Origin of the sequence: Methanobacterium alkalithermotolerans, assembly GCF_018141185.1 — an archaeon.
Taxonomy (GTDB): Archaea; Methanobacteriota; Methanobacteria; order Methanobacteriales; family Methanobacteriaceae; genus Methanobacterium_F; species Methanobacterium_F alkalithermotolerans.
Window position 1 is genome coordinate 794,457 of sequence record NZ_CP058560.1, and the last position, 13,687, is coordinate 808,143.

At 34.2% G+C, this 13,687-nt stretch carries 15 protein-coding genes and 1 tRNA gene; 11 read left to right on the forward strand and 5 right to left on the reverse strand.

The annotated features are described in order from the left end of the window. Window position 1: 1 nt before the first annotated feature. Together HYG87_RS03775 and HYG87_RS03780 are read right to left on the reverse strand one after the other, a co-directional pair. On the reverse strand, window positions 2-1,084 hold the full coding sequence (locus HYG87_RS03775; protein ID WP_211533896.1) for a histidine kinase dimerization/phosphoacceptor domain -containing protein: 1,083 nt from the start codon (window positions 1,082-1,084) through the stop codon (window positions 2-4). Continuing rightward, window positions 1,074-2,510, reverse strand: coding sequence for a sensor histidine kinase (locus tag HYG87_RS03780; RefSeq protein ID WP_211533897.1), 1,437 nt, complete (start codon window positions 2,508-2,510; stop codon window positions 1,074-1,076). The genes HYG87_RS03775 and HYG87_RS03780 overlap by 11 nt, the downstream gene beginning before the upstream one ends. A gap of 170 nt (window positions 2,511-2,680) precedes the next feature. Between HYG87_RS03780 and HYG87_RS03785 the strand changes: the two genes are divergently transcribed. The 7 genes from HYG87_RS03785 (at window position 2,681) to HYG87_RS03815 (ending at window position 8,428) form a co-directional block, all read left to right on the forward strand. Further along, a complete protein-coding gene (locus HYG87_RS03785) occupies window positions 2,681-3,634 on the forward strand; it encodes a YbgA family protein (RefSeq protein WP_211533898.1) in 954 nt (317 codons plus the stop codon). A 24-nt stretch (window positions 3,635-3,658) separates the two neighbouring features. After that, window positions 3,659-5,005 carry a deoxyribodipyrimidine photo-lyase gene (gene phrB / locus HYG87_RS03790; RefSeq protein WP_211533899.1) on the forward strand — a complete coding sequence of 449 codons (1,347 nt, stop codon included), beginning with the start codon at window positions 3,659-3,661 and terminating at the stop codon, window positions 5,003-5,005. 318 nt (window positions 5,006-5,323) lie between these two features. Continuing rightward, window positions 5,324-5,935 carry a biotin transporter BioY gene (locus tag HYG87_RS03795; protein WP_211534203.1) on the forward strand — a complete coding sequence of 204 codons (612 nt, stop codon included), beginning with the start codon at window positions 5,324-5,326 and terminating at the stop codon, window positions 5,933-5,935. A 4-nt stretch (window positions 5,936-5,939) separates the two neighbouring features. Continuing rightward, on the forward strand, window positions 5,940-6,356 hold the full coding sequence (locus HYG87_RS03800) for a DUF1284 domain-containing protein (protein WP_211533900.1): 417 nt from the start codon (window positions 5,940-5,942) through the stop codon (window positions 6,354-6,356). A 159-nt stretch (window positions 6,357-6,515) separates the two neighbouring features. Then, window positions 6,516-7,661, forward strand: a complete 1,146-nt coding sequence (locus HYG87_RS03805; RefSeq protein ID WP_211533901.1) for an aldo/keto reductase — start codon at window positions 6,516-6,518, stop codon at window positions 7,659-7,661. Between the two features lie 26 nt (window positions 7,662-7,687). Further along, on the forward strand, window positions 7,688-7,885 hold the full coding sequence (locus HYG87_RS03810; protein ID WP_211533902.1) for a hypothetical protein: 198 nt from the start codon (window positions 7,688-7,690) through the stop codon (window positions 7,883-7,885). 114 nt (window positions 7,886-7,999) lie between these two features. Further along, window positions 8,000-8,428: a hypothetical protein gene (locus HYG87_RS03815; RefSeq protein WP_211533903.1), complete on the forward strand. Its 429-nt coding sequence runs from the start codon at window positions 8,000-8,002 to the stop codon at window positions 8,426-8,428. A 47-nt stretch (window positions 8,429-8,475) separates the two neighbouring features. On the opposite strand, the gene HYG87_RS03820 is transcribed toward HYG87_RS03815, so the two are convergent. Both HYG87_RS03820 and HYG87_RS03825 read right to left on the reverse strand, forming a co-directional pair. Continuing rightward, window positions 8,476-9,315, reverse strand: coding sequence for an epoxyqueuosine reductase (locus tag HYG87_RS03820; RefSeq protein ID WP_211533904.1), 840 nt, complete (start codon window positions 9,313-9,315; stop codon window positions 8,476-8,478). Between the two features lie 66 nt (window positions 9,316-9,381). Then, the gene (locus HYG87_RS03825; protein WP_211533905.1) at window positions 9,382-10,287 is read right to left on the reverse strand and encodes a 3'-5' exoribonuclease YhaM family protein; all 906 of its coding nucleotides are present in this window, start codon (window positions 10,285-10,287) and stop codon (window positions 9,382-9,384) included. Window positions 10,288-10,515: 228 nt separating this feature from the next. Between HYG87_RS03825 and HYG87_RS03830 the strand changes: the two genes are divergently transcribed. The 4 genes from HYG87_RS03830 (at window position 10,516) to HYG87_RS03845 (ending at window position 13,493) form a co-directional block, all read left to right on the forward strand. Further along, window positions 10,516-11,547: a phosphoribosylaminoimidazolesuccinocarboxamide synthase gene (locus tag HYG87_RS03830; RefSeq protein ID WP_211533906.1), complete on the forward strand. Its 1,032-nt coding sequence runs from the start codon at window positions 10,516-10,518 to the stop codon at window positions 11,545-11,547. Further along, on the forward strand, window positions 11,537-11,905 hold the full coding sequence (locus HYG87_RS03835; protein WP_211533907.1) for a carbonic anhydrase: 369 nt from the start codon (window positions 11,537-11,539) through the stop codon (window positions 11,903-11,905). The genes HYG87_RS03830 and HYG87_RS03835 overlap by 11 nt, the downstream gene beginning before the upstream one ends. 250 nt (window positions 11,906-12,155) lie before the next feature. Continuing rightward, window positions 12,156-12,227, forward strand: a tRNA-Gln gene (locus HYG87_RS03840). A gap of 141 nt (window positions 12,228-12,368) precedes the next feature. After that, window positions 12,369-13,493: an ATP-grasp domain-containing protein gene (locus HYG87_RS03845; RefSeq protein WP_211533908.1), complete on the forward strand. Its 1,125-nt coding sequence runs from the start codon at window positions 12,369-12,371 to the stop codon at window positions 13,491-13,493. On the opposite strand, the gene HYG87_RS03850 is transcribed toward HYG87_RS03845, so the two are convergent. Then, window positions 13,494-13,643 (reverse strand): hypothetical protein, encoded by a 150-nt coding sequence (locus tag HYG87_RS03850; RefSeq protein WP_211533909.1) that lies wholly within the window; start codon window positions 13,641-13,643, stop codon window positions 13,494-13,496. It abuts the gene before it with no gap. Window positions 13,644-13,687: the final 44 nt, after the last annotated feature.

Below are 13,687 nucleotides of genomic sequence, written 5' to 3' on the forward strand. Positions count from 1 at the left end.
ATTAATTAACTCCCTCTCTTTTTATTATTCTTTGATTGTATTTCAACTCCTCAAATATAATCATAAAATGAGTTCCCCTGTTTTTATCAAGTTTAATGGTTCCTCCCAATTGATTAACTAAAGTATAAACCATGCGAAATCCAAATGACCCCTTCTGGGGAAATTCAATTTCTGGAGGAATTCCCTTACCATTATCATATATATTAAGACAAATCTTTCCATCATCTAATCTAAATAGTTCTATTTTTATTTTCCCCGGCCTTTGAAAGGGAAAGGCATGTTTCAAGGAATTGGTCACCAGTTCATTTATTATTAAACCACAGGGGATAGCACTTTCCAAATTAAGCAATATTTCATCAGCTTGGAATAATATATTAACTTTTGAATGCTTATTATAAGAACTAGAAAGTTGTGAAAATAGTCCGGGCAAATATTCGGTGAAATTAATACGATTCAAGTCATTTGATTGATACATTTTCTCATGAATCATAGCCATTGATTTAATCTGGTTTACATAATCCCTGAAGAAATTATTTATGCCTGGATCATTAAAGTATTTGGCTTGAAGAGAAAGCAGACTGACTATTATCTGTAAATTGTTTTTAACCCGGTGGTGAATCTCTCTTAAAAGAGTATCTTTTTCTTTTAGTGAGTTTTCAAGTTTTCTATTGAGTGCTTTTTGTTTTAAAAAGTACATTTTATTTTTCTTTGCTTCATGTTTATACAGGGCCAGTTCAATATTTACTTTTAAATCCTGCTCCTGAAAGGGTTTTAAAATATAAGCATATGGTTCTGTTTTTTTTGCACGTTTAAGAATATCTCCATTAGAATAAGCTGTTAAATAGACCACAGGGATATCAAACCTATCCCCAATAATCTGGGCTGCTTCAATACCATCCATTTCGCCTTCCAGCATTATGTCCATTAGTACTGAATCCGGACAATTTTGTTCAATTTTTTCCAGGGCTTCTTCAGCAGAAGAACTTATGGCCGGTACTACATAGCCCAGATCTTCTAAAATGGATTTAATATCCTGAGCCACTAATTCTTCGTCTTCAACAATGAGAATTTTTTCATTCACCATTTGATGCCCTTCCTTCGTAATTTAACTCTTCAAAGCATATTTTAAAGCTGGTCCCCTGACTGGTATCCATTTTAATAACTCCATTTATACGCTTATTTAAAAAGTATACTAACTGAAGACCGAATGTTTGGGTATTATTAACTTCAATGCCTGGTGGAAGGCCCCTGCCATTATCTTTAACTATTAAAGTAATTTTATCCCCATCTTTAAAAAGTTTTAAGGTGATTTCTCCCTTTTGTTCTGGTAAAAAAGCGTGTTTTAATGAATTAGTGACCAATTCATTTATTATAAGGCCACAGGGAATAGCAGTTTCAATATTCAAAAAAATTTCATCCAATTCTAATTTTAATTTGATATTCTGTGCTTTGCTATGGAAAAAATGAAAAATATCCTTGCTGAGATTCCTTATATATTCTGAGAAGTTAATGCTGGCTAAATCCGGAGAATGATAAAGTTTTTCATGCACCAGGGCAATGGAACTAACTCTGTTTTGACTTTCTTTAAAAATTTCCAATGCTTCTGGATCTTTTATGAATCGAGATTGGAGTCTTAATAAACTGGATATAACCTGCAGATTATTTTTTACTCTGTGATGAATTTCCTGGAGTAGAATCTCTTTTTCTTTTAAAGATTCTTTAATTTTATTTTCATCCAATTTGCGCTGAGTAATATCCTGTTCTATTCCCAGTATTTTTAAAGGTTTCCCTGAGGTATCATTTATTATTTTGCCTAGAGAATATAAATATCTTAAAGATCCGTCTGGCAGCAGTATACGATACTCCTGAGAAAAGCTGCTTTTATTTTTCAAAGCTTCTTGAATGGTATCTGATACTCTTTTTTTATCAGCAGGATATATGAAATCTAAGAATCTGGAAAAATTAAAATCTTGTTCAATTTTTTCCACACCAAAAATTCTGAATAGTCCCTCAGAGGCATCCATATCTTCAGATAGAATATCAAATTCCCAGCTACCCATTTTACCGATTTTCTGAGCTTCTTTTAATTGCCAATGACTTTTAAGAAGTTCTTCTTCTGCTTTTTTTAGTTTGATCTGTTCTTGAACCTCTATCATGGCTCTTTTTATAGCAGGCCCTAATTTAGACAAATTACTTTTTAGTACGTAATCCGTAACCCCTCTTTTTAATGCCTCTACAGCAAATTCTTCCCCTATTTTTCCACTTACAAAAATAAAAGGTATTTCCGGGCATTTATTCTTGGCGATTTCCAGGGCAGATATCCCATCAAAATTAGGTAGAGAATGGTCTGCTAAGATTAAATTTGGCTTAAATTCATCAATTAATCTAACGTAGTCCTCTTCCAGTTCAACCGTCTTTGATAAGAAGTCTATGCCAGATTGGCTGATTTCTCTTTCAATTAATTCCACATCAAAGGGAACATCTTCTAGTATAAGAATTTTGGATGTCAAGATTATCTAAAAGGGAGTATATGATTTATTATTAATATTTTTATCTGATTTTGCCAAATAAAGAGAATGCGCAAATCTACAAAAAAACTATATGTTCTAAAATTAAAGTAATCTGTAATCATAATTATTTGAATTTTTATTAATTATATCGAAAGCTCTGGAGAGATAGTATGGAAAAATTTCCCACCCCTAAACTTATTTTAAGTCGATGTATTGAACATGATAACTGTAGATACGATGGTTCAGTTATTGGTAGTCCTTTTGTTAAGCAGCTGGAAGATTATGTCGAATTTGAAACTGTTTGTCCAGAAATGGAAATCGGATTGGGAGTCCCCCGAAAGCCTATTCGTATCATAGAAAAGAATAAAAAATTGCATTTAATCCAGCCAGCTAGTGGAAAGGACGTTACCGAGGATATGAAAGAATTTGCTGAAAATTTTTTAACGCCATTAGCTGATTTTGATGGTTTTATTCTTAAAAATCGCTCTCCATCTTGTGGAATGAATAATATTAAAATATATCCTGAGGTAGAAGGCCGTCCCCGTACAGATGGACAGGGATTTTTTGGAGGAGCTGTGTTGAATAAATTTCCTGAACTGGCCATAGAAGATGAAGGTAGGCTTAGAAATCTTAAATTAAGGGAAGATTTTCTTATTAAACTTTATACTCTCTCCCGATTTAGACAAATCAAAAAAAATAGGATATTTTCTGATTTAATTGATTTCCAAAGTCAAAATAAATTTCTCTTAATGGCCTACAACCAGGAGTTGGTTCGAAAAATGGGAAGAATGATTGGAGAAAAAAATGATAAAGGATCTGAAGATTTATATCTTGAATATGAAAAAATGCTTTATCACGCATTAAATAATCCTATTGAAGCCCCTTCCAATATTAATGTTCTCCTGCATGCTTTTGGTCACTTTTCCAAGCAATTAAATACCGAAGAAAAAGCTTTCTTTTTAGATGCCCTTGAAAAATATCGCCAGGGCGTTATGCCCCTATTAGTGTGTCTTAACCTGCTAAAATCATGGATTATACGCTTTGAAGATGATTATCTAAGACATCAAACCTTTTTTGAGCCATATCCCGTAGAATTAATACCAGTTACTACCGTTTATCGCTAAGATAGGAATTTGGGACTGTTTAAAGTGATCCAAGAGGATAGAATTAAATATTTAAATGATGAATCTGCAGTTAAAGGAGATTATATACTTTACTGGATGCAGTCTTCTCCTAGAAGCCATTATAATCATGCTCTGGAATTTGCTCTGGAAAAATCCCGTGAAATGGATTTACCCCTTTTATGTTTTTTTGGATTAACCCCTGATTTTCCTGAAGCCAACCACCGCCATTATCAATTCTTAGTGGAAGGATTAAAAGACACCCAAAAATCATTGCAGGAGAAAAATATCCAGATGGTGGTGCAGAATATATCCCCTGAAAAGGGAGCACTGGAAATATCTAAAGAAGCCGCATTAACCATTACCGATCAGGGTTATTTAAGTATACAGCGCCAGTGGCACCAGGAGTTGGCCAATAATATTGAAGTTCCCTTAATTCAAATAGAGAGTAATGTGGTGGTGCCTCTAGAAACTGCATCCCCTAAAGAGGAATATTCTGCAGGTACCCTGCGCCGTAAAATCCATAAGGTGCTGGAATTTTTTATGGTGCCCTTAAAAGAAAGGAAGGTTTATAAAAGCTCCATGGACTTTGATTTTGATTCAATGGATATAAGTAATCCAGGAGTTACGCTCCAAAAGCTTAAGGTGGATAAATCAGTTCCGGCCTCTATTTTTACTGGTGGAACCTCTACCGGTATTAAAATTTTTGAATCATTTTTAAAAAATAAATTGAATCATTTTGCTGATTTGAGAAATAATCCTACTGAAAATTTTTTATCTAATATGAGCCCTTATCTTCATTTTGGGCATATCTCACCACTTTATCTAGCATTAGAAGTTTCTAAAAGATCTGGTGTTGGAAGCGATGCCTATCTGGAAGAATTAATCATTAGAAGGGAGCTAAGCATGAATATGGTTTACTATAATCCCCATTATGATAAATTTGATTGTTTACCTGACTGGGCTAAAAAAACCCTCCTGGAACATCGTAATGATCCCCGTGAATATGAATATTCCTTGGAGGAGCTGGAGAATGCCCTTACCCATGATCCGTACTGGAATGCCGCCCAAAAGGAAATGGTTATCACCGGTAAGATGCATGGTTACATGAGGATGTACTGGGGTAAAAAGATTTTGGAGTGGGTTGATGATCCACGTAAAGCATATGATATGGCTTTGTATCTCAATGACAAATATGAGATAGATGGTAGGGATCCCAATGGGTTTACCGGCGTAGCCTGGTGTTTTGGTAAACATGACCGGGCCTGGAAGGAAAGGGAAATTTTTGGAAAAGTTAGATATATGAATGATAATGGATTGAGACGAAAATTCAAAATCGATCTTTATGTGGATAAAGTTAAGAATATGGGTTAATTTTAAAATAAGGATTTTAATTAATATATCGCCTGTGTTGTGAACTTACAATGATTTGATCATCATGGAGATAGTTCTTTTAAATTAGTTATTTTTAATTCTAGTCTTTTAATAAAAAAAATTTTTATACATAATACTATTAGTATTAAGATTCGTACTTGAAGCGATTTATAACTAAACTCTTTTATATCAATTTAACCTATTTAATTAAGGAAGTTAAATATTTCTTCAAATTTTCAAGATTTCAATAAGTATGTAGAATTATGATAGGTTTCTGTTTGAGTACCATTTGATAAATAGGGAGGAGTTTCTATGAATATAACTCTAAATGATTATTATAAAAAGCGTTATGATCTTTTTAAATGGAGAGCAAACCAAACTATGGCCAATAAAACAGTTATGGCATTTTTCATGGCCTGTATAACTGGAGTTATGGCCCAACTGGTAATTCCATTGCCCTGGACACCAGTACCTATTACTGCTCAGACCTTCGCAGTTTTGATTTCAGGCATCATGCTGGGCAAATACTGGGGAGGGTTAAGCCAGCTTTTTTACGTTGCGCTGGGAGTTATAGGAGTACCTTGGTTTGCGGGAATGACTGGAGGATATGAAACAATTCTGGGAGCCACCGGAGGATATCTGATTGGATTTATACTGGCCGCTTTATTTTTAGGGCATTTTGCAGATAAATATATTAAATCCCGAAACTTTGTACCTATGCTGGGATTAATGACATTTGCCAGCTTCATCCTGATTTATGTCCCCGGGTTATTGGTACTGGCTACCTGGATGTATACCAGCACCGGGACCACTCCGGAAATATGGAATTTAATGGCTATGGGATTGTTACCTTTTGTTGTAGGCGATATAATAAAAATTATTGGAGCATCTGCTTTTACAAAAGTAATTGTTCCCAAAGAAGAATTTTAATCCAATGAAGAAAGATTTGGAAGAGTTTTCTGATATATTAAATATCAGAGCTCACCATTTGCTTTGCATCCAGGGCTTCCAGGGACGAGGTTATAGTCAGGGATTTGTTAAAAATATGGATAAAATAGTTAATTTTCTAAAAAATAATCCCCAAACCCTGTTAAAAGTGATTAGCAGTACTGATGATATTTGTTATTGCTGCCCCCACAATATTGAAAACACCTGTAAACAGTCCCCCTCGGCTGAAGATAATGTTAAAAAAATGGATCTTAAAACTCTTAACTGTCTGGGCCTTGAAAAACATGATATTACTACTTATGAGCATATCATAGAATTACTATCAAATAGGCTAGATTCAAGTGATCTGAAGGAAATATGTGGTTTTTGTTTGTGGATTGAGTGTTGTAATCTACATAAATAGTTTTAATCTGATATTTGAAGAATAATAAAAGTTATGAATAGGGATTTAAAATAAGGGTATTCTAAATAAAAAAGATGCTGATTTTCATGATTTTATATGAACTAAAATCCTCGCTTTATCTTAAAACAATTGGCCCTATCAAAAATAACGGGTGAATAAGTGCTTTATAGAAAATTAGGTTCTACTGGAATAGATGTATCGATATTAGGATTTGGAGCAATGAGGCTGCCTCTTGATGGTAAGGGTGCTATTGATCCGGATAAATCAACATATATGCTTAAATATGCCATTGAAAATGGTTTAAATTATATTGACACTGCTTTTCCTTATCATAATGGCCAGAGCGAAATATTTCTGGGAAATTTTTTTGAACAGTATCCTGAACTGAGAAAAAAGGTATATATCTCCACCAAACTACCCACCTGGCTCATAAATAAACCAGAGGACATGGATTATTATTTAAAACATCAGATGGAAAACCTTAAAGTTGATAAAATTGATTTTTATCTTTTACATTCCCTGAATAAGGATTACTGGGAAAATTTAATGAAATTAAATGTACTGGATTTTTTAGACTCTGCGGTAGAAGAGGGTAAAATCAACTATACTGGTTTTTCATTTCATGATGAATTTGACATTTTTTTAGAAATATTGGAGTCCTACCCCTGGGATGTATGTCAAATACAATTTAATTATATGGATGAAAATTACCAGGCTGGGCGGGAAGGTTTAAAATATGCTGCTTCCCAGGGTCTGGGTACCATAATCATGGAACCTATGAGGGGAGGATGTTTGACCCGTAATATTCCTGAAGATATTATAGAAATATGGGAAATGGCTGATGAGCCAAAAAAACCCGTGGAATGGGCTTTGAAATATGTTTGGGATTATCCTGAAACAAATGTGGCATTAAGTGGAATGTCAAGTTTTAGTCAGGTGCAGGAAAATATAAAACTGGCATCAAAAACTCAGGCCAATTCATTGACTAAAAATGATTATGAAATAATAAAAGAAGTTAGGAGAACTTATCGGGAAAAAATAGTCATTGATTGTACTTCCTGTGGTTACTGCATGCCCTGCCCTAAAGGGGTGGATATTCCTAAAAATTTCAATATTTATAACACTTATAAAATGTTTGATAACGACAATGGAATAAAAAAACATTACCATGGACTTTTAAAAGAGAATCAGCGGGCTTCTCAATGTAGTGAAATGGAAGCTTGTGGTAAATGTAATAATATCTGTCCTCAGATGATTGATATTCCTCAAACACTGCAAAAAGTAAAAAAAGCTTTTGAAAAATAATAATAACTTTTATGGTGGAGATTTTTTTGAAAAGGCGTTTGTTTTATGCTCTGAGTATTGGTATGTTGTTAGGAGCCCTGGGGGGAGGGGTATTTTTTGTATGGGGAATGATTATAAATGATTTTAATCTAGAGTCAGTTATTGAATCCTCCCTTCAAGCATTTATAGTATTTAGCGTGCTGGGATTTACTCTGGGATTTTTGATTTACCATCTGGAACATTAGTCAATTGTAATACTCCCTCATTTTTTTAAAATGCGATTTTAAATATTTAAGCCACTTTAAACATGTTAATATTTAACAATTATTTAAAACATACTATTATAAGGAGGGTTTGTATTGAATACCCGAAATATAATAATATTGCTGGTATTAATCGTACTGGTTTTAGGATCTTTAGTGGCTTACCTGTTAATTAAAGATTCAGGTCCTGTTTTAAATAATAATACTATTAACCAGACCAATAACACCACTAACACCAGTCCAGAAACACCCCGCACCGAAGAAAGTCAGGAAAATATGATATCTGCTTCAGAGGCCCAAAAAATAGCATCAAATTATATGGCTTCTAGCTCTAATTTTAATAATTTGAGGGCAGGTAATCCTTCATTAAAAAGTGGAGTGTATTATGTTCCTATGATAACTATTGCCGAAGCCCAACATGCCGCCGGAACTATGGTGGGTAATGTTAGGGTGGATGCATATAGTGGAAAGGTGCTGGGAATTCAAAGCTGGAATATTGATACCGGTGAGTCCATATATGAATGATAAAGCTAAATTTTAAGCTTAGAATTAAATATGAAAATAATGCCTAGTTATGGTGATTTTTTTAACTTAGTTCCATAACTTTGAATGTGATTCCGGGCTTTTTTATATTTATCTTCAGCAATACCAGTCTTTATATCTCTTTTAAAATCAATTCTATCTTTTCCCACCGGGCAGACTTTAATACATATTCCACAGGGAGATCGGTACTCTTTTCTGAGGCTTTTGCTGCGAAGGGCGCATGATTTTTTATCAATTATATCTGGAAAAAATTCGTTTTTCAAGTTTTCCGGAGGTATGGAATTTGCAGGACATTTTTTAAAGCATTCCAGGCACCGGGTACATAAATCATTTGAGTTTAAAGGAGATGGTTCCAGAGGGGCAGAAGTGAATATGGAATTGAATCTAACCCGTGGACCGTATTCAGGAGTAAGCAGGACATTACTTAAACCAAATGAACCTAAACCAGCCAGATATGCAGCGTGTTTGTGGGAAAAAAATGCCAGAGGTTTTTTTAATAATACTTCAATGTCCCCATAACCGTCCCGAGGGAGAGAAATAGAGGGATATCCTTTTTCGGTGATAAAATTTGCCAGTTCATAAGCCCTTATATCCAGAAGGTTATTGACTGTTTTATATAGTTCATGGTAGTATATAGAAGGGGCTGTGTCTATAATAGGGGGAGGTACAGGTAGTCCAATGACTATCACTGTTTTGCACTCTGGATAAATAGATTGTGGCCAGAATTCTTCTGGTATCCATTCCTTAAATTTATTAGGAAGATGCTTAGATTGTTTTTCCCATCTTTCAACCGGGGCAAAACCGGTTAGAGGAATATTCATTTCCTTACATTTAAGGATTATTTGTTTTTTTAATTCATTTAAATTCATGATCTTAAAGTGGATGGGGTATCATAATTTTTTAGTATCTAATTTGATTTGTCTAATTAATAGCATCTATCTCTGCTGCAACATTCCCTTTACTTTAGCATCCAGGTTATCTGCATGGTGAAGAGCCACTGCTTCAGGAATTTTAGGATTTACCGGAGATCCCCATCCATTTTTTACCTCCCCATGGTGACTTAATATAAGATGTAGAACCTGGTTGGCCAGTTCTTCATCCATGTCTAATTTATTAATTTTTTCTTTAACCATTTCCGCAGTTAGAAATAAATGGTCCAGGAGATCTCCCCGACGGGAGTAACTTATAGAGAGGAAGTCATAATCATAAGTTTGCATCTTACCGATATCATGCAGGATGGCCCCGGTAAAAAGAAGATCCGGGTCAAGTTCCGGGAAAATCTGGCAGGTAGTTTTGCAGATTTCCAGAACCCCCACCGTATGTTCTAATAGGCCTCCCTTGAAATTGTGATGATAGTACTGGGCCGAAGGATAGATACTGAATTTGGATGTGAATTCCTCATCACAGAAAAAGGACTTGAGTAATTCCTTCAGTGATTTATTTTCCAGGCTTTTAATGGTACTGTAAATTTCCAGAAGCAGCAAATCTTTATCCTTACGGGAAGTTTGGATATAATCATTTAAGTCATATTCTTCAGGTTCAAGTTCCTTGAAATTATTAATTATTGCACTGAAGTTTCCAGAACTTCGTGGAAATTCGCTGACTTTTCCCTTTATCCGGTATATGCTGCCAGATTTAATAGAATCAGATATTTCATCTATATTTTTTTCTGGAAAAAGCCTCCCTGCGATTTGACCAGTTTTGTCTGATAAAGTAAGTTGAAGGTATTTTTTTCCTGTTTTTGCTCTTTTTATTTCTTTATTGGAAATTACAAATTGTGAAATAACTTCCCTATTAGAATTCAGGTTCTCCACCAGATCTTTCTCATCTTTTTTATACATAATTATACTCCTGTGGCTTATTTTTATTTCTGGTAAAATAACCTAATATAAATTTTTTTTTAAGTTCTTTTGAATTTATATTTTCATGAATATCTTGATAATAATATTGTTCTGCTTTATTATTAAATAAGTCGTTAAGTATAAAAGTATACGGCTACTAATCATTATTAATCATTAAGAATTAGGTGAGACCACCCTACTCACCAATGAAATTTAAGGAGTCAAACCATGGGTAGTGTAAAAGACTTAAAAGTACTAAAAAAACCAAATGAAGATCAAGAAGGTATTGGAAGATTTAAATTTTCAGATAGATACTCTATTTTTGATTGGGGTGAAATGCCCGATCTCATACCCCATAAAGGGGAAGCTATAGCCCTACTTGGAGCTTACTTTTTTGAAAAATTAGAGGAGATGGGATTCAAAACACATTACATTGGCCTGGTAGAAGATGGAAAGGCAAAAAAATTATCCCAACTAGAAAAACCATCCAGTGAAATGGAAATCAAATTGCTGAATGTTCTTGAACCTCCTTTACACCAGGATGGTTATGATTACTCTGCCTATCAAAACCTCAAAGGAAATTTTTTAATACCTCTAGAATTGATCTACAGGAACTATATACCTGAAGGAAGTAGTGTATTTGGAAGGTTAAAAAGAGGAGAAATAGAATTAAAAGATTTGGGGCTTGATGAATTACCTTCACCTGATGAAAAACTTGAAAAGCCGGTTCTTGATGTTTCCACCAAACTGGAGGTTACTGATAGATACCTGAAATGGGATGAAGCCCGGGCTATTTCTGGACTCAGTGCAGAAGAAATAGAAGAATTAAAAGACGCCCTTAAGGTTGTAAATGAAGTTATAACCTCTGAATTCTCAAAAATAGGGATAGTGAATGAAGACGGTAAAATAGAAGTTGGTTATAATTCCCAAAGAGAGTTAATCTTAGTGGATGTTATGGGTACTCTGGATGAGTGTCGTTTTACCTTTAATGGTTTGCCCGTTAGTAAAGAAATAACCAGAATACATTACCGGGGTTCAAGCTGGCATGCGGCAACTGAAGAAGCTAAAGAAAAAAATAGGACTCAATGGAAAAATATATGTGCACTTAATCCCGAATCGTTACCACCCCACCTTAAAGATTTAATTTCAAAGTTGTATTGTTCCTGTACCAATGAAATCACCGGTCAGGAATGGTTTAAAGACTTGCCTCCACTTAAAGAAATAATATCTGATATTGGTGGTGAGCTGGATGGAAAATAAATTTGCTACATGTTTAAATTGTATGGATGGTCGTACCCAGCTTCCAGTGATAAACTGGATAAAGGATAGCTATCCTGTAGAATACGTGGACATGATTACTGAACCAGGCATAGTGGGTCTTTTATCCGCGGAGAAGTATGACACCGGATTTTTAAAAAAATTGAATATTTCCACCAATCAGCATGGTTCCCGCCATATTTTTGTAGTTGGTCATCATGACTGTGCAGGTAATCCGGTTAGTGAAGAATTACATAAAAAGCAAGTTTTAATATCAGTGGCTGTTTTGAAAAGGTTGCTGCCCTCCCTGGAGGTAATTGGGCTGTGGGTTGATGAAAAATTTGAAGTAAACAAGTTATAATAAAATTTCAAATTTTTTTTTATTTTCTTTAGTTTATTTTTTATTTAAAACCCACACATAATAAATAAAACTAAAAAAAGAATTTTAAAGTAAAATAACTAAGTTTTAAAGCAATTTAATAGGCGAACGAAAAACAGGAAATATATATTCTGACTGGAATAAACTACTGGGCCGATAACTTTAAATAGTATATCAGTTAAACGTTTAGATTGCCTCATTTAAGCAGGTAATTTATACCAAAATCCTGAATAGTCCCGTGGGGTAGTGGTAATCCTGCTGGGCTTTGGACCCGGCGACGGCGGTTCGACTCCGCTCGGGACTATCTCTATTTTCATTTTATTGTAAATAATGATAAACTAAATTGCTACTTATTATTTTTTCATGAGACTTTAATCTGGGAAATTTTATAAAAAATAAAAAATATTTTTATCATTAAAATAAGAATTAGTTTAAAGGTTCAAAAATGGAAAAGATGCTTATTGTGGGAGTTAATACCCGACCTCTGGCCCATTCTGCATATCAATTAGGATACGAAATATATTCTACCAGCTACTTTTGTACCATAGATTTTGATAGATGGCATCATAAAAAGTGCATCTTAAAGCAAAAATCTTATAATTCCTGTGGTAAGTTTGAAGAATCTTTTGATCCCTCGCTGTTGATGAAGTTATCATCATCATATATAGATGAAGTGGACCACATTATAAGCTATACTGGTACTGTGCCTGAAAAGTTCCCCCCATCCAAAATAATTGGAAATAAAAAAGTGGAAAATGTGGAGAACAAATATAAACTATATCATAAATTGAAAAATAAATTCAAGTTTCCTGATACCTACCATTTATCAGAAATTGCTGAAGCACAGGAAATCGCGGCACAGTTTCCAGAAAAAAAATTTATTAAAAAACCAGTGCAGGGCTCTGGAGGATACGGGATAGAAAAATTTAAAAATATGAATTTGGAATCATATCCTGAATCTGAATTCATATTACAAGAATTTGTTTCTGGAGAAAACGTTTCAACATCAGTACTATCAACCGGTACTCAGTCACAGGCAATCCTGAGTAGCAAACAATTGTATGCTGAGGAAAACCCGGCATTACCCGAATTCATTTATGGAGGTAATATTACACCCTATCCCGGTGAGGATTCGGTTTTTAAAAAAGTAGCCCAGGAAGTTGTAGATGAATTGAAACTCACCGGTTCAAATGGAGTAGATATGGTAATTGCCAATGATGATATTTATATAATTGAAGTAAATCCACGACTACATGGAACTTTTGAATGTGCAGAAGCTGTCTTGGGAATAAATATGATGGAAGCCCATATCAGGGCCTGTGAAGGAGAATTATTATCAGTTTCTTCTCCTGAAAAATATGCCATAAAAAAGATTTTATTTGCAAAAAAAAGGTCATTAGTAGGGAATTTGAAGTACAACGGGGTTTTTGATCTACCTCTAGAAAATACCATTATAGAACCAGGACAACCACTGGTTACTCTTATTTGTTCCAGTGAAAACTTGTATAATTGCCTGGAAAAAATTAATAGAGCTACTTCCCATGTTGAAGGTAAGTTAAAAGAATTTTAATTAAATAATACCCAGAGCCAGTAAAATAAAGACAATGGTACCTATCACAATTAGAATAGTAGTTAAAACCATGGCAGCAGATAAAGCCAAAAAGGCCTTTGCCCTTCTATCAGGATCTTTTAAGTATTCCTTTATAGGATCTTTGCTCATATTATCACCAGAATTAATTAAAATATCTTTTAAAGAATAGATGA